Annotated in this window: 12 protein-coding genes; 2 read left to right on the top strand and 10 right to left on the bottom strand. The window is 39.5% G+C overall.

Going from position 1 to position 20,854, the window contains the following annotated elements:
• Positions 1-57 precede the first annotated feature (57 nt).
• The 3 genes from AABK36_RS00390 to AABK36_RS00380 all read right to left on the bottom strand — a co-directional run bounded on the left by AABK36_RS00390 (position 58) and on the right by AABK36_RS00380 (position 4,255).
• Positions 58-1,476 (bottom strand): protoporphyrinogen/coproporphyrinogen oxidase, encoded by a 1,419-nt coding sequence (locus tag AABK36_RS00390; protein ID WP_309937031.1) that lies wholly within the window; start codon positions 1,474-1,476, stop codon positions 58-60.
• 128 nt (positions 1,477-1,604) lie between these two features.
• Positions 1,605-2,756 carry a helix-turn-helix domain-containing protein gene (locus AABK36_RS00385; RefSeq protein ID WP_309937030.1) on the bottom strand — a complete coding sequence of 384 codons (1,152 nt, stop codon included), beginning with the start codon at positions 2,754-2,756 and terminating at the stop codon, positions 1,605-1,607.
• A gap of 32 nt (positions 2,757-2,788) precedes the next feature.
• Positions 2,789-4,255, bottom strand: a complete 1,467-nt coding sequence (locus AABK36_RS00380) for a cobyric acid synthase (protein WP_309937029.1) — start codon at positions 4,253-4,255, stop codon at positions 2,789-2,791.
• A 191-nt stretch (positions 4,256-4,446) separates the two neighbouring features.
• Here AABK36_RS00380 and AABK36_RS00375 point away from each other — a divergent pair, with 191 nt between their 5' ends.
• Positions 4,447-5,895 carry a Na+/H+ antiporter NhaC family protein gene (locus AABK36_RS00375; protein ID WP_309937028.1) on the top strand — a complete coding sequence of 483 codons (1,449 nt, stop codon included), beginning with the start codon at positions 4,447-4,449 and terminating at the stop codon, positions 5,893-5,895.
• Positions 5,896-5,942: 47 nt separating this feature from the next.
• On the opposite strand, the gene AABK36_RS00370 is transcribed toward AABK36_RS00375, so the two are convergent.
• Entirely contained in the window at positions 5,943-6,800 is an 858-nt protein-coding gene (locus AABK36_RS00370; protein WP_309937027.1) for a glycosyl hydrolase family 18 protein, read from the bottom strand.
• Between the two features lie 150 nt (positions 6,801-6,950).
• Here AABK36_RS00370 and AABK36_RS00365 point away from each other — a divergent pair, with 150 nt between their 5' ends.
• Positions 6,951-9,887: a hypothetical protein gene (locus AABK36_RS00365; protein ID WP_309937026.1), complete on the top strand. Its 2,937-nt coding sequence runs from the start codon at positions 6,951-6,953 to the stop codon at positions 9,885-9,887.
• 38 nt (positions 9,888-9,925) lie between these two features.
• On the opposite strand, the gene AABK36_RS00360 is transcribed toward AABK36_RS00365, so the two are convergent.
• The 6 genes from AABK36_RS00360 to AABK36_RS00335 form a co-directional block, all read right to left on the bottom strand.
• Positions 9,926-11,806, bottom strand: coding sequence for a hypothetical protein (locus AABK36_RS00360; RefSeq protein WP_309937025.1), 1,881 nt, complete (start codon positions 11,804-11,806; stop codon positions 9,926-9,928).
• 159 nt (positions 11,807-11,965) lie between these two features.
• On the bottom strand, positions 11,966-15,715 hold the full coding sequence (gene cobN, locus AABK36_RS00355) for a cobaltochelatase subunit CobN (protein WP_309937024.1): 3,750 nt from the start codon (positions 15,713-15,715) through the stop codon (positions 11,966-11,968).
• 268 nt (positions 15,716-15,983) lie between these two features.
• Complete coding sequence (cobW, locus tag AABK36_RS00350; RefSeq protein ID WP_309937023.1) at positions 15,984-16,997, bottom strand: cobalamin biosynthesis protein CobW; 1,014 nt, start codon at positions 16,995-16,997, stop codon at positions 15,984-15,986.
• A 153-nt stretch (positions 16,998-17,150) separates the two neighbouring features.
• On the bottom strand, positions 17,151-17,732 hold the full coding sequence (locus AABK36_RS00345) for a cob(I)yrinic acid a,c-diamide adenosyltransferase (protein ID WP_309937022.1): 582 nt from the start codon (positions 17,730-17,732) through the stop codon (positions 17,151-17,153).
• A gap of 125 nt (positions 17,733-17,857) precedes the next feature.
• Positions 17,858-19,195: a cobyrinic acid a,c-diamide synthase CobB gene (locus AABK36_RS00340; protein ID WP_309937020.1), complete on the bottom strand. Its 1,338-nt coding sequence runs from the start codon at positions 19,193-19,195 to the stop codon at positions 17,858-17,860.
• Positions 19,192-20,844 (bottom strand): AAA family ATPase, encoded by a 1,653-nt coding sequence (locus tag AABK36_RS00335; protein ID WP_309937019.1) that lies wholly within the window; start codon positions 20,842-20,844, stop codon positions 19,192-19,194. Before AABK36_RS00335 ends, AABK36_RS00340 begins: the two co-directional genes overlap by 4 nt.
• Positions 20,845-20,854: the final 10 nt, after the last annotated feature.

The following is a 20,854-nucleotide window of genomic DNA, read 5'->3' as shown; positions in this document are numbered from 1 at the left end:
AATAATATCATCAGCAATGTTATAATATTTTCATGAATTATTACTTAAAATATCATCTCATGGCTTTAAATATTCTAAAGTTCGTTTTGCCGCTCTTTGTCCGCTGATCATCGCCCCGTCAACCGTCGCATATACCATATAATCTCCCGCTAGAAACAAAGGTCCAAAAGTAGTAGCGTCATTTTTTAATATATCCAATCTCTTCCCATACATCGGACTGAATACAGGAAAAGCATATTTAAACCTTGTGATATCATGTCCTGCAATACTCTTGTTTATACCAGAGAAATACTTTTCTAAAGAATTCTTCGCTTTATTCAAAAGATTTTCATCCGACAGGCCAATGAACGTAGTGTCTTTTGCATGCTTGGGAGCCATATACACTGACAGGATCGAAGGTCCATTATAATCATTATCCACTTGCGGTCTTATCACATCATAAAATGTTACCACATCACCCTCTTCCAAGCAAGCTATCGACCAAGCGTCTTTCAAGTATCGCTCTTTCAAAAAGAAATTAATGGTGACATATTGAGAATAGTCGATCTGTCTTAAGCTACTTTTCACATGTTGAGAAAAGTGTCCATCAACCAGTTCAGCCGTAATTTGAGAAGGAGTTGACATGATAACTGCTTTCGCCAGCGCAGAATAATGTTCTCCATCTTCAGATACATAACGAACTTCCGACAATCCATTATTCAACACCTTGACGCTCTTGACTGACATTCCTGTTTGCAACCTATCTCCCAGCTTGTTCGCAAAACCTTCAATAATACTGTACATGCCATTATCAAAAGAATACACCTCGCTTCTTTTATCACCGGGCAACGGCAAGTCATAAGCCATTTCTGGGATATCGAAATACATCGAATGGCTCGAATTATCAGTGCCAAAAAGACCTCTGTTTTCCACATTCACATAGTTAGTCAACACGTCAGGATATTGTCCTGACTGCAACCAATGACTGACTGTGAAAGCATCCAATCTTAATGGCAAATCTTCGGTAGTCATTTCATCATAGAATATATGATCCTCCACCCCTAAATCATTTAACTTGCTCAATTCTTCTCTCAGCCGGTCATAATCCTTAAGTTCTTGCTCTGAAAGAAAATCCAGCAAGCGATCGCCATAATAAATCCTGTTGTTGATTGCGATCCCGTCTGCCGGCCCGGGAATTTCCTTGGCTTTGACATCCAAGTCCCTGAACAATTTCTTTTGCAAACCTTCAGGCTTGCCCATATATTCTGTTCCTTTGGGATAATGAAAGCCATTCCACTCTCCTGTCAAGCATCTGCCCCCAGCTTCTTTCTCTTTTTCAAGAACCAAAATATCCAAGTGATTCAAATAATATGCGGATGTCAACCCACTGAAACCTCCGCCTACGATGACCACATCAAGCGTGTCTTTTTGGGCAGAAGCACTGTAAGCAAAAGCATTCGCAAGAATAATGAGAAGGGCGTTAATTAGTCTTTTCATCTTTTTTAAATTTAATTTTCACAAAGGTGAATCATAGACTAATCACAATCGTCCAGAACTATCATATTGGAGTTATTTTCCCAAATAAGCTTTCCAAGATTATAATACAGGAATCATAAGCAACTAAATCACAAAGACTTAAACTCTGAAGGCGTTTTCCCTGTGACTTTTTTAAATGCGCTGTAAAATGAGGATTTGGAATTAAATCCAGCCTCAAAACCTATCGCGGAAAGTGTCAAATGACTATAACTTTGATCTTGAAGCAAACGCACGGCTTCATTTATTCTGTATTGGTTCACAAACTCGTTAAAGTTCTTATTGACAGACTCATTCAATACCTGTGAAATTTGGTGCGATGATATTTCCATCGCTTCGGCCAAATCGCCTAACCTGAATTGGGCATTGAGATACGGTTTTTGATCGAGCATATACTGCTCTATAGCTTGCTTTATTTTCCGCGATTGATCTTGGTCCAAAGTTGAGCTTACATACTTTTTGCTTTGCGCAAGTTCTTTTTCCTCTTGAGGAACAGCTTGCCAATTCTTCTCCAAAGCATCCACATATTTGGAGGAGAAAACAGCATCAACTCCTACTAATAAAAGAACAACAGCGTTAAAGCCATTTAAAAAATAAAACAAGGTTTTATGATCTCCCCAACCATACAATGTAGCGTACACAACCGTCAATTCTAAGCAATAAGTGATCAAACAAAACTTGATAAACCACTGTGTCAAATGAAGACTGGCATTATGCACATCGGAAAACTGCTGGCGTATCTTAAGATTGAACTCTGCCAACTGCTTAAGCGAAGCGACTAGAAAAACAGCCCCCCAACAAACTTCAAAATTCCACTCCCAGATATTTTCGGATATGTCGGTGTTCAGGCCTCCAAACTGCATGAAATCGGCAATCTTTTGCTCTGCTGACAAGGAGTAAAACGGAATATAAGCCAAAACGCTTAATACGAAAGGGATTAAAAACAGTGCATCGCTCTTTTTCAATTCCAACTTCGGAGAAAGCAGATTGCGAGTATAGATATAAATCAAAGGAGCATTAAGCATGATTAAAGGCTCCGAGACATAAAATAAGTGGGGAAATCTTACCGCAAAGCCTTCCAATAAAGATATTCGCGAGAGCATTTCAACCACTGCTATGATCACGAATACTAAAAGCGGCAAATATCTGGTGTTTTTAATAGAAGCACGCAATAGGCTTGCAGCTAAAACAGACACCACAAGTGCCGCTATCGCAAATAGAACATAAATTGAAAGCTCTTCCATTTAACTATTTTCTAATCATTTATTCTTAAAAATCATTCCGCGCTTTCCCTCATATGCTGATAGACTTTCTCCATATCAAGGCATGACCTAAGCAAGTCCGCCAACTTGTCATAATTCTCTTCTTTAAATGCCTCATAGCTCAAAGACTCGCCTTCTTTCACGCTTCCAAGCGAGTCGTCAATCACGCATTGGTTGTCAAAAATACCATGCATATATGAACCCCAACAATCATCGCTAAGCAAATAGCCTTCTGTCTTATCATCATATCTATTCAATGGAGACGCTTTCTCAGAAGAGGTCTCGCCCATATGGATTTCATACCCTTTGCAAAGGTCTGATTGATTTTTAAAATAAAATGAACGCTCGACAGTTGTTTTCTCTTGAGTTAATTTCGTTGAAACAGGCAATATTCCCAACCCTGGCACCACTTCCGTATCGCTTTCAACCCCATGAGGATCGCTTATCCATTCTCCCATCATCTGAAAACCGCCACAGATCCCCACTACTTTCTTGCCTTGTTGGCTGGCTTGCAAGATGACTTTAGCCAAGCCTGTTTTTCTCAAGAACAGCAAGTCTCTGATCGTATTTTTAGAGCCCGGCAAGATGATAATGTCAGCTTTAGCCAGTTCCTCGGCTTCTCGAGTATAAAATAAGTTCGCCCTCTCATCTCTTTCGAGCATATTAAAATCCGTATAATTCGAAATATGAGGCAACAATACGACTCCAATATTGATCAGATCCTGAGAAGCCTCGAATTTTCTACGGCTCAAAGCGACCGAATCTTCGTCTTCGATGTAAATGTCCTCGGCGAAAGGCACAACTCCCAATACCGGCAAACCTGTAAGCTCTTCTATTTTCTTTTTCCCATCTTCAAATAAGCTCGCATCCCCTCTGAATTTGTTTATAATTATTCCTTTGACAAGCTTACGCTCCCATTCTTCCAGCAAGGCTATCGTTCCATATACGCTGGCAAATACACCTCCACGATCAATATCCGCTACTAAATACACTTGAGCATTGGCCTCTTTAGCCATTCTCATATTGACAATATCCCTATGCTTAAGATTCAATTCTGAAATACTCCCGGCCCCTTCCATTACGATAGGACTAAACCTAGCGCTTAAATTTCTATAAGCACCGCAAACCTCTTCAAAAAGGTGCGCTCGGTTATTCCCCATAAAATAATCCTTGGCAGACTGATTGCCCAAAGGCTTCCCGTGCAAAACAACTTGAGAACTCATCTTCGAAGTGGGCTTAAGCAGCACTGGATTCATGTCTGTATGGCAGGGTATGCCGCAAGCTTCCGCCTGAGTCGCTTGAGCTCTTCCTATTTCAAGTCCTTCCGGCGTGGCAAAACTGTTCAATGACATATTCTGAGCCTTAAAAGGCGCGGGATGATACCCTTCCTGCTTCAAAATACGGCAAATACCGGCCACAAGCACGCTCTTTCCAACATCGGACCCCGTTCCTACTAACATTATAGATCTCAACTTTCCCATTTCTAAAAAATATAAAATTTCAAGACAAGCTATCCGCGTCGTCGATTTTCTAAAATTACTAAAAATACGCCATGTTCCACATGATCCAGCTAAAAGTCGAATTTCCGCCTTCAGTCAATATTTATACTAAAATTCAACTTATCCTCGTTTCAACATTGGTGAATTCAATCGAAATATAACTCTCATTCAATTTGAAGTCTATTCTCAAAATAAGTCCAGTATTCCTGCTTGCGGGCATGATGATCTCAGGGCTCGATATTCTCATAGCAGGTCCCATAGCAACTATTTACGCTGCATGCGTGGCCTTCTTCGTGCAAAAAGAATCCTTCAACAGCATCATGAAGTCCGCCTTGGACAATGTGAAGGAAATGCAAATCGTATTCTTCATCCTTATGATGGCATATGCCATGGCTGAAGTTTTCATGGTGTCCGGTGTAGGGGCTTCCATTATCAATATGACGCTAGACCTAGGTGTTACTGGCAAAACCGTAGCCGTAGTCGGCTTGATCATTACTTCATTGCTATCTATCGCCACAGGGACGAGCTGGGGAACATTCGCCGCCAGCGCGCCTATTTTCCTTTGGTTGACCCATATTCTTGGTGGCAATATTATGCTGACCATTGGCGCTATTGCCGGCGGATCATGTTTTGGCGACAATATCGGGCTTATTTCCGAGACTACCGTTGTAAGTTCGGGCATTCAGAAAGTAGACGTCATCGATAGAATAAGACATCAAGGGGTTTGGTCAGGCATCGTGTTGTTTCTTGGCGTTATCGCCTTTTACTCGGCCGGCATCATAATGGATCTGCCTGCTCAATCCGGAGATACTCATGCCATCATTTCTGAAATTCCCCAAGATGTATGGACCAATCTAGCCGAGCAGAGAGCCTCTGCGGTTACGCTATTGGAGCAAGTTAAAGAAGGCGTGCCTTGGTTTATGGCTTTGCCGTTGTTATTTGTTCTTATCGCCGCGTTCAAAGGCCTGCCTACATTGCTTTGCTTGTTTATCGGAATCATCAGCTCTTTTCTATTGGGCTACCCTGCGGGAACTATCGACTCAACTTCGGCTTACCTTGATCTGGTAAAAGGCGGATTCGAAGGCGCCGGCAGCTGGGTGATCGTGATGATGATGTGGGTTGGAGCTTTCGGAGGCATCATGAAGCTGCTCAACGCATTCGAGCCTATTTCCAAATTCATACTCAAGATCTCTAAAAACGTTCGTCAGCTAATGTTTTACAACGGCACGCTTTCCATCATGGGAAATGCCGCTCTGGCCGATGAAATGGCTCAAATAGTTACCGTCGGGCCGATGATCAAAGAGATGGTGGAAGAAAACGTGGAAGGCAGTGAAAAAGACCTTTATACTCTTAGGCTAAGAAACGCAACATTCAACGACGCGCTAGGTGTTTTCGGTTCTCAATTGATTCCTTGGCATGTGTACATCGGCTTCTATTTGGGAATCGCTACCGCGGTCTATCCATTGCAGAAGTTCGAAGCCTTGGATATCATTTCGTACAACTTCATGGCCGTAATCGCAGTTGTCAGCATACTTACCTTGACTTTGACAGGTCTGGACAAGTGGGTTCCATTATTCGCATTGCCTAAAGAACCTCAAGTGAGGCTAAACAAAAAGAAATAAATCTATTGCCATCCGAAGCATGCAAAAACCTTCGGATGGCTTTTCATTTAAAAATAAACCTTGCTTTTCAAGGTCTTGATAAATTTATAATCATTTTCCGCATCCAAATTGATGCTCCAAGTCATCGCGCCGCCAAATTGCTCCTCATCTTGAATGGAAGCGTACTCTTGAGCCACAGCATCATATACTTCTTGCCCTTCGCCTTGCGTTTTGAAGATTGAGGTTCCTGCCGCGCTTGCCGTCGCCGGCTCTCCAATGACAATCATCGAAGCCAAGTTCTGCTTTGAGAAATTGTTGTATGCCGCTGAAATAAAACAAGTATCCACCTGAGAACAATTACTCAATTTTGGCCATGGATTATTGTAAGCTTGAATGAATAGATAATCGAATCGTTTGTTTTCCAAAGCCACTTCATAGATTGAGGTATTTCCATCCGAAACCAAAGTCAAATCCGTATCATGAGGCCCTTGGCTAATTTGTGGCGCGGCCGTTATCAATAGCTTTTCATTGAACTTCTTGATCTCAAAACACAGGTCATCCAAGTAAATATTATCAGACTGGGTTCCGTCTATTTCCAAATCAAAATCAATTCCAGTAAAACCATAGTCGTTCGCAAAATTCACAATAGCCTGTCCCGCATCCTCGGCTGAAGCATCTCCGGGCTTGTAAGTATTGTAATCTTTCGCTCCGCCAAATGACAGCAGAATATGCTTCGCCCCATTGCTTTTCGCTTCCGCAATATCTTCTTTCAGATTTGGTGGAATACCATCCGTGATTCCTACTACAGCTTCATCAAGCGTTCCAAAAGCCAAAGCCATAGTATCATATCCGGCATTTAAAGCTTCCACAAAGGACACCTTGTTTCCCCATGTCTGAAGGTACCCAACAGTAAGTTTATCATTCATTTTGAAGTGGTTTGATTAGAATATTAAACTTCATGCAAAAACTCAACCTTCTATTCCCCAAATATATTTCAATCCATTTCAATAGATGGATGAATAAAATTTCAAAACCTGAAGACCTGATTGCTGTTGAATTAAAAACCAGCTTTTTTAATGCTTTCTTTTACTCGCTCCACCACTACCCGAAAAGCGATCAACAATGAACCGTCACAAGGCATTTCACGAATGCCAAAAGATTTTTATTTCCCTATTCAAGCTCTCTTTAACGCTGAATCTTTAAAATCCCGTCTAACAGACAAGACTAAAATCCCTCAACATATTTTCGATCTTCTCAACATTATTGATGAGCATGAAAAAACTTTCATCGCTGAGAAAGATAAAAAAGGATTTCATAAAGAACGAAGAAAGCATTTGCTCGGCAAAAAATTGGCGCTGTTGGCTGATTTAGAATTAGAACTTTTAGCCCTACCTTTGAGCAAGCTGCCTTCCGCTACTGAAGACAATAAAGTCATCACGCACTTATTTGAGGAAGCTAGTTCCGAAAGACGAAAAACTCAAAAAAGCTATGATAATTACTTTCGAGAATATGGATTTCCATACTGCTTCACCAATGACGGGACATTCGACTCAGGAATAGACGAAGCTTGGCCCTTTATTCAAAAGTGCTTTCCCGAGCTCATGACAAACACGGATGAATTAGGTCAAAATATCAAACGCGTCAATGTTAAGCATGCTCCTGCTAGTTTATCTTCCAACGACATTGCATTTTTTCCCAATATCAAAAATGGCAATACATTAGCCTCTTCACCTTTGGATGATCAATCATGGCATTTCGCACCAAATTACTTAATGCTATTATGGCAAATAGGCCGAAAAAAATCATCCTCAAAGAAGCTCAAAGAAAAATGTCCAATAGACACACTGATCAATTTATGGCTGGGTTTGGAGGAGCTTGACTTGGAGCAAAATCCATTTTTTGAGAATCATGAGATAAATAGCTCCACAGACTACCCTTCCTCCTCTCCCGAATCCGAGCCTGAGCTGCCCTTCGACCTTACTCATACAGATTGGTTACCACTGCGAGAACCCGACGAAATCCCAAAAGGAGACATCAACCCATTAAAACTCTTTGCAGATCAAAGAGCCAGCATGTTCATTCCCAATGAAGAATTAGCTTTACTGGAACACCCCCTATTACTAAACATGTGGGGACCTTACAGGACATATGGATTCAATAAGGACAAGGATGTTCTTGTCAAGTTGTTTCATTCTATTTACTCTCCAAAAGATGTCAAACGCAATCTGTTGGCTCAACAATTTATGAATATCATCGGAAAAAGATCGCTTGCCACTAAATGGGGAGCGGTAGAAGATCATGAGGAAATTTGGAAAATATTAAGACAACGTATGGATGATTTGCCAAGACTTTATGATCAAAAAATGTCCAAAGAGATGGGATTTGACAAAGACACATTGAAAGGCTTCGATGTAATGGATATGATTAATAGAAGGGCGCTAGCCGAACAATTAGCCGCTAATGCTCCTGTCATCCCACAACAATCAGATAGCGGTCAACCTTTTGACTTCTGGTACATGCTGCAAGACAGAAAAGACTTCAGACAAAGGTTTAAAGAGCATGAATGGCCACATTACAATGATTTGCGAGAATTAGACCGTGTAAAATGCACTGTAGACTCTGGAGAAGTAGGCTTGATTGGCTTGCAAGGGGGAAAATTCAGTGGCGAAGCCATGACAGCGCAACAACAGGTAGTCAAAAATGCATGGTACTGGTTCGCTCAAGGAGAAGCTATGATGCAAGCGATACTGATGGGAAATTTAAAATACCAAGTGCCTCCTTCAAGCCACTGCTCTGATAATGAAAAACCAAAAAAAACATTGTTGTTAAATGGAATGATCCACCCTTACGCCAAAGATGATAGCGATCAAATTGTGTTGTTCAACGAAGCTCCTCAAATATCAGAAATAGGCTACCAGCATTTTGCAAAAAAATTAATCTATAAAAGAAGAGAGGACATGCCTGACGCTCCTATGCTTCAGCCAGATCTTGTTAATGTAATAACTCACTATATCTTTAGGTTTCTCAACCTTTCCAAGCATGAGCTAACATACCCTCAAGGCCCCAAGCATTACAAAATGGATCACGGCTTTCATTTAAGCGGTGATATCAATGGATATAGAGCTCAAGTAAACGGCATGTTGAATTGCTTGATTAGCGTCTATGAAAAAGCACCCGAATGCTTAGCGTTCGCGGAAAAAATGACCGATATGTTTGATAAAGAAAGAGAGATTTTACACAAACTTGTCCAAGTGGTAGTCAAGATTGTGGACCATTTTGGCATAACAAACCTCAAGCGAACATTGCACTTCAGAATGGTCTCCCCTGATACAGAGGAGGCTGGAGCTAGCGCTTATTCCGGCTCGGTATTATTAAGAATGCAAGACTATTACAGAAATTACAGTTATGATCAATCCACTTGCATTATCCGTACAACCTCAGGAGGCAAAAATTACTTATTGATTATAGGAATACTTTGGGGCGATTTCTACACGCGTACCAAAAATCTTATTGAAAAGTATGGGGATATAGACGGGATTATCATCATCGATGTGCCGGGAACAAGAGACCTTGCGGAAACTGAAAAACTAGCTAAATATATTTATCAAAAAAATATGACAGTGACGATGCCTTCTGGCACAGTGGCCATATCAGGAGGTTGCGATTTATTCATGGGAGGAAAACCCTCTGTAATGTTCCACCCAGAAGGCTCCGAAGTTGTAAGATCTACCAAACTTGGCATTCATTCCTGGAGCAATAGACAGACAGGCGAGAAAGGCTCAGAACTACCCAAAGACCATCCCAAGCATCAACCGCATATAACCTTCATGAGCAGTGTAGGCCTCAGCCCTGAAATAGCTGAAAAGTTCTACTTTTTCAATCTACAAACACCACCAGAGAAGATTCACTATATGAATGAAGAAGAGTTAAGGCATTTCGGAATTTGCATCCTCAGAGCTCAAAAACCAAACGAACCTTTTAGCGTGAGCATGAAGAATGTTCTAGATAAATGAATTATTCAATAAACGTATAATGAATCTGACATTTATTATTAAAAAACTATATTCTCCTCACAAGTTTCTAAATATTGTTTTTTAAAATACTGTTCTAACAATAACTGGAAAGTTACTCCTCCTTCTAGATAACTAGAATAAATATCACAAAACCTAGATTTATCTCTTTCAAGCAATAAATTTAGCATCTTGAGATGCTTTGAGTTTTCTTCATCAAAATCTCTTATAATACATCTAACATAAATTTCGATATCAAAATCTTTAAACTCATAACCTGTATCAATCAACTCTTCCATCAACTTAATGGTCGGTTTAAGAGAATTAGCGCTTACTGTATAATATGCTATTGTTATCTTCTCTTTATCCCTTAATTTCATGGAATCAATCATATTTAAAATTTTGGTTTCGATATTTTCTCTATGCTTAGGCTTAAATGGAGCATGTTTCAGTTCAATCAATAGGTTGTTTAACTCTAATCTTTCAGTATTAAATTCTCCGTTTTTTAATATCGAGGTATATTTTTTTATCCTCTCAAATGATTTTTCTTCATATCTATGATAAAGTTGTTTATAAACAACCCAATTGTATTTTAGCCGATTATCATTCGGTTTTAGTTTTATCATTTTATCATACGCAATTATTACAGAATCAGCATGAGGGTATAATTTCGTCTTCAACAAAAGATTATTGAACTTTAAATCTATCAAACTAGAATGATCTGGAATTTCAATTTTTAAATATTCTTTAAAATCAATTTTTTTATCCAAAATTCTTTTTATTATCATCGCTTGATTAGACTTTAGGTCATTAATTTTTAGTCTTTTCTCTCTAAGACCATCTTCAAAAGATCTAAGCAATGCTAAATCTGAATAATCGACTGCCAGCATCTGCTTTTCAAGTCTGGTAGTTAATTTCACATATCTTTGAGGTGCCAAATAATGCTCCATCTCATCATTAAGATTGTTTTCGTTTATAATCTTTTTGACTTCTTCCTTGCTATACCTCAATAGAGTATCAGCAGCAGTACCCTTGATTTCTCTCTTAAATTGTCTCCAATTTTCACCCATTTTAACAGGGATCTTATAGTTATCAGGGAGATAACCTTTAATGCAATTTTCTACTGTCTGAGCTCTATCTTTATACAGGGTCTGATTATCCTCCAGCTTACCCTCAACTGAAGCAAAAGCTGTCAGTTTTGCTCCGGTTACTGTCCATCCATCATTTAATTGATCTTTGATTTGTTCTAAAAACCCCACTTTATCATGCTCCCTAAGAATCGATTTATTTTCTTCGAAATAAAAAAAGCTTTCTTCTATTTTTTTCACTATCACATAGTCAGCTGATTTCGGTACTGACATTTCTACTAAATTAATAAATGGCAATACGGAAGATACATGAGAGAATGGATTAAAAGTAATAACACGTATCACCCTCATCCGTCTTTTGACAAAGGTAATATTCATCTCAATTTCTTTATATTTATATTCTTCAGGTATGACTCCGCAAAAAACTTCTATACGGTTATCATCCACCTTCTTCATATTCTTATAAATTTGAGATTTTCGCATAAAGATTGCGGGCCTATTTTTATAAAATTCCAATTTATCTGTTGCGGAAAGACACTCTTTCTTTGTTAATATATCTATCAAAACCCCATCATTATACCCCTTCAAAAAGGTGTTTTTTTTAAATATCTTTCTCAAATAATTTTCATTATAAAAACTATAAAAAATACTATCGTTCCTAACTCCATAACCGAATTTATATGGTTCAGGGACAGACATTATAGCGTCATGCATTCTTTTAACTTCCTTTTTTTTAGCTTTCGTATCAATTTTTCTAAAATTAAAATCCTGAGCATTAACGATATAAGCGCAGTTTAATATTAAAAAAAAACAAAAAATAAATTTATAATTCATATTACAGCCAATTTATTTACTCTTTAATATAAAAAACAAATATTAAACAACTATAATACAACAAATTAATATTTAAAAAACTTTTATATCGCTAAATAATACCAATACTTAAACAATTGTTTAAACCTTAAACTCAACATTCAAATATAATTCTAAATTCTACCTCCCCTCCAATTCTCCATCCTGCGTCAAGTACAAATCCTGAATCGCTTGTTTTAATTTCGGGTCGGGAGACTGCCACATACCTCGTTGCATAGCCTCCAAAAGTCTTTCAGACATGTCTTTTAATGCCCAAGGATTATGCTGTTGGATAAAGGCTCTGTTTTCCTCATCCATCAGGTAAGCTTCGGCCATGCCTTCGTACATAAAGTCTTCCACAAGATTGGTCGTCGCATCGTAAGCAAACATATAATCCAATGTAGCCGACATCTCAAATGCTCCCTTGTAGCCATGATCACGCATGCCTTGGAGCCATTTGGGATTGACAGCTCTTGAGCGATAGACTTTTAGCAATTCCTCTTTCAATGATTTTACTCTTGGATTGTCCGGTCGTGAATGATCTCCAAAATAGGTCTTCGGTTCTTCTCCTTTTTGAGCATAAACGGCTGAAGTCAAGCCACCCTGAAACTGATAATAATCATCCGAATCGAGCAAATCATGTTCTCGGTTGTCTTGATTTTGCATAACGACATCGATATTTTTCAAACGAATTTTGAATGTCTCATGAGCTGATTTACCTTGATTTTTATCGCCATAATAAGCATAACCGCTCCAATTCATGTACACATTGGCCAGATCTTCGCGATTTTCCCAGTTTTGTCCGTCGATCAAACCTTGCAATCCTGCTCCGTAAGCTTCGGGTTTCGATCCAAAGACTCTGTAAAGCGATCTTTCGTATGAAGTTTTCTCGTCCAATCCCTTGGATTTCCAATCGTCTCGCTCACGTTCAAACCGTTCTTTAATTGGGTTTTGCTCATTAGGCTCATCCAATAAAGCGACCTTTTCCACGGCTGTATTGAATAGGGAAATGATATCGGGAAATGCGTCCCTGAAAAATCCGGAAATCCTTAACATCACATCGATTCTTGGTCTTCCCAATTCAATCAATGAGATCACTTCAAAGTCTTTGACCCGACGATTTGCTCCCTGCCAGATCGGCTTTACGCCCATCAAAGCCAGAGCCTGAGCTATATCATCGCCACTCGTACGCATCGTTGCAGTTCCCCAGACTGATATACCAATAGATTTTGGATATTCGCCTTCTTCTTGCAGGTAACGGTCAATTATGTTTTGCGCGCTTTTCTTGCCTAATTGATACGCTGATTCGGAAGGAACAGTACGCACATCCACCGAATAGAAATTCTTACCTGTCGGCAAGATATCCAGCCTTCCCCTCGTCGGAGCACCCGAACCTCCCGCAGGAACAAATTTGCCATTCAAGCCTTCCAACAGATTTCCTATTTCATCTTGAGTAGCCTGCAATATTGGCAATGTGTATTCTTTGATATTTTGAAGTAAATGACCAAACTTTCCTTGGAAGTTGTCTTCACTAAGATCTCCATCTATCAGCGACCAAACCTTTTGCTTGCCATACTCTTCCAACATTTCAACAGCCTGTCCATACGTACGACAGGATATACCCAGTATTTCTCCTTCAAAAGGATCAGAATATTCAATTTCCAAAGGGTCAAATCCTAAATCAAAATCTTCGGCTAAAGCTTGAGTGAATCCCGGCAAGCCCATTTGCGGAACTCGATGCATAGCAACGATCAAATCAATTAACTTTTCACCAATCGGCATTTTTCCAAAAATATGAAGACCACCTCTGATTTGCGCTTCTTTCAATTCACACAAATATCCATCAATAGCTTCCAAAAGCTCATCAACATCATCTCCCTGATGCCCAAGATCAACACTCAGTTGAGTGCTTTGCACCAAGGATTCGATTTTTGACTTTACCAGCTTTGCTCTCTTCGCATCCATCAAAGCGGATTCATAATATTCATCCACTAAGAGTTCGAGCTTGAGCAAATCGCCATAGTTTTCAGCTCGGGTCATCGGCGGAATCAGATGATCCAATATCACAGCATGCGTTCTTCGCTTGGCTTGAGTGCCTTCTCCGGGATCATTGATGATAAAGGGATAAAAATGAGGCAAAGCATCAAATATCGCTGTCGGGAAACATGAACCTTCACTCAATGCGACGCTTTTGCCCGGAAGCCACTCCAAATTGCCGTGCTTGCCGATATGCACAACGGCATCCGCATCAAACACCTCTTGCATCCAAAAGTAATAAGCCAGATAAGCATAAGTAGGAGGAAGATCCGGCGAGTGATAACTTGCTTGAAGATCTAAATTATAACCACGACTCGGTTGAATACTCAAAAACACATTTTCTAAGATGGTACCCGGTATGATAAATTTGCCCTCTCTATAGTTCGGAGATGAATTGGGATGTCCCCATTGTTCTTCTACTTTTAACCTGAGTTCTTCAGATAGTCTATTGTATTTTTTGTAAAAATCTTCTTCAGTAATAAACACATGATAAGCCCGATGATACAAACTGTCCAAATCATTTGTTACCGTCTCAGTCATCAATTCAATGAGTTCCTCAGTATCTCTTGGAATGGAATCACCCAGATCATATCCAGACCTTTCTAGAGCTGATAATATTTCTATGGTGCTTGCCGGAGTGTCAAGCCCTACGCCATTGGCTAATCGACTGTCCTTGTTGGGATAATTAGGCATGATCAAGGCGATACGCTTCTGGTCATTATTTTTCGATGCCAAATTCATCCACGCAAGCGTATGCCTTACAACAAACTCACAGCCTTCCTGATGATTGACATACCTGACAATATCCGCATCGGTCAAAGGGTCTTTTTCGGGCAAAGCTTCCTTGAAAGAAATCGCCTTGGTGATGATCTTTCCATCTACTTCAGGCAATGCGATATTCATCGCCACATCGGTCGGTGGCAAACCAAAGCTTCCATTTTCCCAAGTTTCTTTATTGCAACCTGCCATGATCGCCTGAATACACGGAGCTCCTATTTTCTCAAAAATGCCTTCGTTCAATTGCGAATTAAAGCCTTGAATTGAAAAGCCAGTCGTATTGATGATCACTTTCGGAAGCGATAAATTATGCTTATGAAGCAAGTTAAGAATGATTTCTTCCACATTTTCATCTCGATAAGAAAGCGCCATCAAAGCCAATGCTTGGACGCCTATTACCTTTAGACTATAAATCAACTCATCTATCGGCTCCAGATTATCAGCTACAAATGTACTTCGATAAGCCATGATCAATACCTGAGCATCATCATTTGACTCTTTGATAATTCCTTGTTCTGGATGATAAAGGAAAAAATCCGGAATGCTGACTTTATTTTCGACAGGTAGGGAAGTTTTCAAGGTTTCATTCATGATCAAGCTTATTCCTTCCTGAATATTCTGAATACCTCCTTCTACAAAATAATTCCAAATCGAAATTACCTTATCCAATGCCAAAGTCGACATGTTCATCAGCTCCAAGTCAAGCTTGTTGTCTCCCGGCAAAAAAATCAAGGCAATGTCATTTTCCTCGGCAAAGTCGGTCATGGCTTCACACAAATAAGGAAAATACGACTTGCCTCCCAGCATGCGCATTACTACTACTTTGGATTCTGAAACCACTTCATCCAGATAAGTATCGATTGTCAACTCCTGCTTGAAGTAACCCAAATTGGCCAGCCTGAGGCTTGGAAGATTCGTCTCTTGATCGTGCATCTTCTTGTAGGCTTTATTCAATGTAAATAATTCGGTATCCGCCGAAGACATAAAAATGATATCTCCGGGTTTCTGAACTACATGAAATACGCCTTCGTCATTGGGATTCCATCCTCCGGGTATAGTGGAAATTAAATGCATCATTATTCATGTTATGAAAAGAAGCTCATACAGCTCTTAACTATACATCAACCACTTCTCTAATATAAAACATAGTTTCTCTTACTTTTTTCTTGATAAAAAAGTAACAAAAAATCAAGGCTATGAAAACTTCGGTAAAACATTACTTATCAAGCTGAAATTTTCAAACTCACTTCGTTCAAACAGTGAAAATTTCTTAACGCTTCGATAAGTAATGTTTCTTAACCCTCATTTTTCAAGGCCAATTTTTAATTTTCATTTGTTAAAAATCTTATACCAACTCCAATGAAGAAACATTTCGGCCGATGACTACAAGTCTGGTCTTTGGTTCTTCATTATCAGCCCAAGGTTTATCAAAGTAATAATCAAATCTACTTCCTACACCTTGAAGGATCATTCGCATAGGTTTGCCTTCGATATGCACAAAACCTTTGATTCTGTATATTTCCTGATCTTCAACCATTGCTTTCAGATCTTTGACTAAGGATTTAATATCTTTGACACTTCCGTATTCCAAAACGATGGTCTCAATGCTTTCATCATGCTCGTGATCATGTCCATGGTCGTGATGATGTTCGTGTATGGAATGACGATTATCCAAATCATCTTCCGCATAAGCTCCAATTCCTAACAACAGGTCATTGTCCAGCTCTCCTTTGATTACAGGAATAATCTTAGCAGAAGATCTAGCTTTACCAGATATTATCGTTTTGATATCTTCAAACTTCTGATCATCCACTAAATCTCTTTTGCTCATCAAAATCAAATCCGCGCAAGTCAATTGATCTAAAAATAGCTCTTCGATCGGAGTTTCATGGTCCAGAGAATCATCGGCCAATCTTTGAGCCTGAACTTTTTCTCTGTCGCAAATCTCACCCGTTGCAAGACCAACCGCATCAACGACCGTAATCACAGCATCTATCGTAATATGCGGTTTCAGATCCGGCCAATTAACCGCTCTCACCAATGGCTTAGGCATCGCCAAACCTGAAGTCTCAATAACGATATGGTCGATTTCATCTTTGCGCTCAATCAGCTCGATCATCGATGGCAAAAACTCCTCCTGTACGGTACAGCAGATACAACCGTTGGCTAGCTCAATCAAATTGCATTCATCATCTCCACAACCGGACTTGATCAGCTCTCCATCGACACCGACTTCTCCAAATTCATTCACCAAAACCGCAATACGCTTTCCATTGGCATTTTTAAGCATATTGTGTATCAAGGTCGTTTTACCTACGCCCAGAAAACCAGTTATAATCGTAATAGGTACTTTTTTCATATCTCTTAACTTTTGAATGTATAACTAGAGTAGGATAGCATATTCAAAAAGAAAAATGATTTAAAAATATCCTCCCTCTTAGCTCCCTCCTAAGGGAGACAACATGGAATTTTTCTTTTAGAAATCATATTTCCCTACTGTGACTACACATTATTAACTTTTCTTTTTTCTCTTGTATAAAAATAAATTCCACTTTTCTTCTGCGACTCCATGCTTGTCCATTTCGGCTCTGGACATGGTGAAAAATAAATCTGAAAGCCTATTGACATACGACATGATATAATCATATACACATTCAGGATCTTCCTGCATCAAGCCAACTAATGTTCGTTCACCTCGACGGATTTGCGTTCGGCACATATGGCATAAAGCCGAGATTTCATTACCTCCCGGTAAAATAAAATAGTCAGAAGGCGAACTCATAGCATTTTCCATCTGATCTATCCACTCTTCACAAAACTCTGCACCATCTTCCGGATGAGGATTTCTATTCTCTTTAGTAGATACTGAAGGCCTGGCCAAGTGGGACATCATATCCATTAGATCTTTTTGGATACGATGAAGGCCTTGTTGCCATTCATGATCGTTCTCCAACTTAGCCCTTAACAAACCAATCGTTGAGTTCGCTTCATCCAGCGTTCCCAAGCATTCCATTCTTGCTGAATTTTTATACTCGCGTTTTCCTCCGAAGACGCCAGTCATTCCTTTGTCTCCTTTTTTAGTGTATATTTTCATATTTTAATTGTTTTTTCTAGTTCTAATAAGTGCAAGAAGCATATTCAAAAAGAAAAATAATTTGATAAAATCCTCCCTCTCAGCTCCCTCCGAATGGAGACAAAATGAAGTTTTTCTTTTTGAAATTATATTATCCTAGTATCACACGCACTTAATCCAAATAATTCCAACATTGCCTCCAATGAAACCTGATCGGCAAAATATATATGCGCATACGTCGCCACACAATTCGCCTTTCTATATAATTTGGTATTCACTTCCATGCCTCTGGCATTTTTCATATAGCCTATTGAATCGGTATCATGATCATTTTCCATAGTTGAATAATGAAATTCATGAGCTTTCAGGTTTTTTCCATTCAGGTGTATTTCACGATAGCCAAGATGCAATTTTGACTGAGCCATTGACGTTTTAAAATCAAATATTCCAGCCATTGCGTATTCTTTACCTTCCTTATCGATTATGCTTTGTCCCAAATACATCAATCCTCCACATTCAGCAAAGATTCTTCCTCCACGTTCAGCGTAATCTTTCAGTGAATTCAAAAATGAAATATTGCCAGCCAATCTATCCAAATTGCACTCCGGATAGCCTCCCGGAAAATAAAGCAAGTCGGCCTCTGGCACTTGTTCTTCATAGATTGGGCTAAAGAATTGCACATCGCCAAGACTTCTCAAGGCATTTATATTCTCTTTGTAAATGAAATTGAACGAGTCGTCAAGAGCTACGGCTATTTTTACATTATCCGTAGAGATGGTTTTGTCAGAATTAAATGGCAATACCTCCTTTTTACTTATTTCTAGTAATTTTTCCCAATCAACCGTTTCCTCCATCTTGTCGGCAATAAGATCCATTACTCTCTCATAGCTATGAATATTTTCTATGGACAATCCCAAATGACGCGAAGGAATCTGCACATCTTCAATAAAAGGAACATAGCCCAGCGCCTCCAATCCTACATCTTCACAAGCTTCTTTCAAAAAGGTAAAATGACTTTGTGTATTTACCCGATTAAAAATAACACCGGCAATAGTCACCTTTGGGTCAAAATTCTTAAAGCCATACAATAGCGGAGCTACTGAATATGCAACAGCCTTTGCATCGACAACCAAAATGACTGGAATGTCTAAAGTCTTAGCCAACTGAGCTGTGCTTCCCAGATCTTTTTTCGCTCCGTCAAAAAGCCCCATCACTCCCTCCACAATTCCACAGCCTGCTTCTTTCAAATTTCGATGATAAACGTCTTTCAAATGATCTTGAGGCATCATATACAAATCCAAATTGATACTTTCCTTGTTAGCTGACAATTGATGAAACTTGGGATCGATATAATCCGGACCGCATTTGAAAGGCTGAGGTTTCAGGCCTTTTCTCTCCAACAATCTCATCAAACCCAGACTTATCGTTGTCTTTCCGGCATTGCTGGTGGGCGCCGATATGACAAATTGTGGCAATGTCTTCATGAATGCACTCCTTCCCTTTTCAATACATCATAATCGGCATTGATTCTCTTGGCAAGTTTTTCAGCCAAACCTAATTTGACAAATCCCGCTTCCGAATCAATGATATACGTTCTATTTATCCCCTTGCAATGCTTGCGAAAGGCCATCACAGCCTTCTCTATATTATCTCCTTCTTCCGAATTGAATCTTCCGTCAGTGATCATGATCAGTTCATTTCTTGCTCCTTTTTGGATCAGAGTCCCGGCAATCTTCAAAGCTTCAACAGCATTGGTTTTGCCACTGGATTCCAACTCTGATATTTTCGTGTGAACTTCATCTAATTGATTGGAAAGGTTTACCAAAACTTGTGCAGTTCCTCCATTCATCGCGACAAGAGAGTAAACCAAGCCTGCTTTATCTTCCATAGATTTAAGAGCGTAGCCTTTGGCATAGGATGCGATTTTTTCGCTGATCATCGAACCGCTCGAATCCAAAATGAATATCAAGTGCTTCAAGCTTTTATCAGACTGAGTCTTGTGGCGCAATTCAAACTTATCCTTTGCGATATACTGCCCAACCGTATTTTTATAATCAATCTTAGGCGATTTTTCTATCCCCTGACTTGATCGTTTGGAATCTGTTGATTGGCTTCCTTTGCCACGTTTTAAGTTTGCTTGAAATCCTTTTTCAGGCATTACCGGCGCAAATACCGCTTGGCTCAATCCCTCGCTTTCAGACTCATTCTCGTTTTCTTCTTGAATTTGTTGATCTTGAGATGAATCGTTTTTTGAAGAATTATCTTGATCATTGTTGCTTCTATGAGCCAATACATAATCGGCGACAGCATCCAAGTCTGTTTCCTCTACTCGATCTCGACCTTGAAAAGAAGCATAAGCTCTGGAAGTCTTTACTAATAATATGTCCGCACGATGACCTTCCACTTTGTGTTCACAAGCCAACTGAGCGGATAATTCATAGATATTTTCAGGGATAATAACTTGGCCAAGATTTTTTCTCGCTTGAGTTATTTTATCAAATAGAGTATTTTCCTGTTCCTCATATTCCTTGGCAAAAGATACAGAGTCATCATCATGACGCATGCGGTCTTTGATAATCTGCTTTCGAATATTGACATCTTCTACCGTCTTCACATGGACGCATAATCCAAACCGGTCTTTAAGCTGAGGACGCAATCCACCTTCCTCTGCATTCATAGAACCAATCAGTCCAAATCTACTCGACAATGTCGCCGACATTCCTTCTCTTTCCAGATAATATTCGCCCGAAGCACTCGCATCCAACAAAACATCCATCAGGTAATCATTGAGTAAATTGACTTCATCGATGTACAAAAAGCCTCCATGAGCCTGAGCCATCAATCCCGGTTTTAAAATTTCCCGCTTCTCATTGATCAATTTTTCCAACTCGATATGACCCATTACTCGATCTTCCGTAGCTCCCATTGGCAAGTTGACAAAAGGAAATTGTTCTCTCTGCGACATCAATTCAGCCAAAGCTCGAATAGTCGTTGTCTTGCCTGTTCCTTTATCTCCTATCGCCAATACACCTCCCAATGTCGGGTCAACTATATTAAGCATCAAGGCTGATTTCAAATCTTCTTGGCCTTTTATGGCGGTGAATGGGTAATGCTTATTTTCTTTTTTATTCATGGAGTATTCT

Source organism: Aureibacter tunicatorum (assembly GCF_036492635.1).
In the GTDB taxonomy this organism is placed as follows: Bacteria; Bacteroidota; Bacteroidia; order Cytophagales; family Cyclobacteriaceae; genus Aureibacter; species Aureibacter tunicatorum.
This window is presented reverse-complemented; position numbering and strand designations above follow the sequence as displayed.

What these genes read in the sequence shown, in the direction of transcription:
- AABK36_RS00390 (WP_309937031.1), bottom strand. Translation starts at nt 1,476, where the DNA reads ATGAAAAGACTAATTAACGCCCTTCTCATTATTCTTGCGAATGCTTTT.
- AABK36_RS00385 (WP_309937030.1), bottom strand. Translation starts at nt 2,756, where the DNA reads ATGGAAGAGCTTTCAATTTATGTTCTATTTGCGATAGCGGCACTTGTG.
- AABK36_RS00380 (WP_309937029.1), bottom strand. Translation starts at nt 4,255, where the DNA reads ATGGGAAAGTTGAGATCTATAATGTTAGTAGGAACGGGGTCCGATGTT.
- AABK36_RS00370 (WP_309937027.1), bottom strand. Translation starts at nt 6,800, where the DNA reads ATGAATGATAAACTTACTGTTGGGTACCTTCAGACATGGGGAAACAAG.
- AABK36_RS00365 (WP_309937026.1), top strand. Translation starts at nt 6,951, where the DNA reads ATGCTTTCTTTTACTCGCTCCACCACTACCCGAAAAGCGATCAACAAT.
- AABK36_RS00360 (WP_309937025.1), bottom strand. Translation starts at nt 11,806, where the DNA reads ATGAATTATAAATTTATTTTTTGTTTTTTTTTAATATTAAACTGCGCT.
- cobN (WP_309937024.1), bottom strand. Translation starts at nt 15,715, where the DNA reads ATGATGCATTTAATTTCCACTATACCCGGAGGATGGAATCCCAATGAC.
- cobW (WP_309937023.1), bottom strand. Translation starts at nt 16,997, where the DNA reads ATGAAAAAAGTACCTATTACGATTATAACTGGTTTTCTGGGCGTAGGT.
- AABK36_RS00345 (WP_309937022.1), bottom strand. Translation starts at nt 17,732, where the DNA reads ATGAAAATATACACTAAAAAAGGAGACAAAGGAATGACTGGCGTCTTC.
- AABK36_RS00340 (WP_309937020.1), bottom strand. Translation starts at nt 19,195, where the DNA reads ATGAAGACATTGCCACAATTTGTCATATCGGCGCCCACCAGCAATGCC.
- AABK36_RS00335 (WP_309937019.1), bottom strand. Translation starts at nt 20,844, where the DNA reads ATGAATAAAAAAGAAAATAAGCATTACCCATTCACCGCCATAAAAGGC.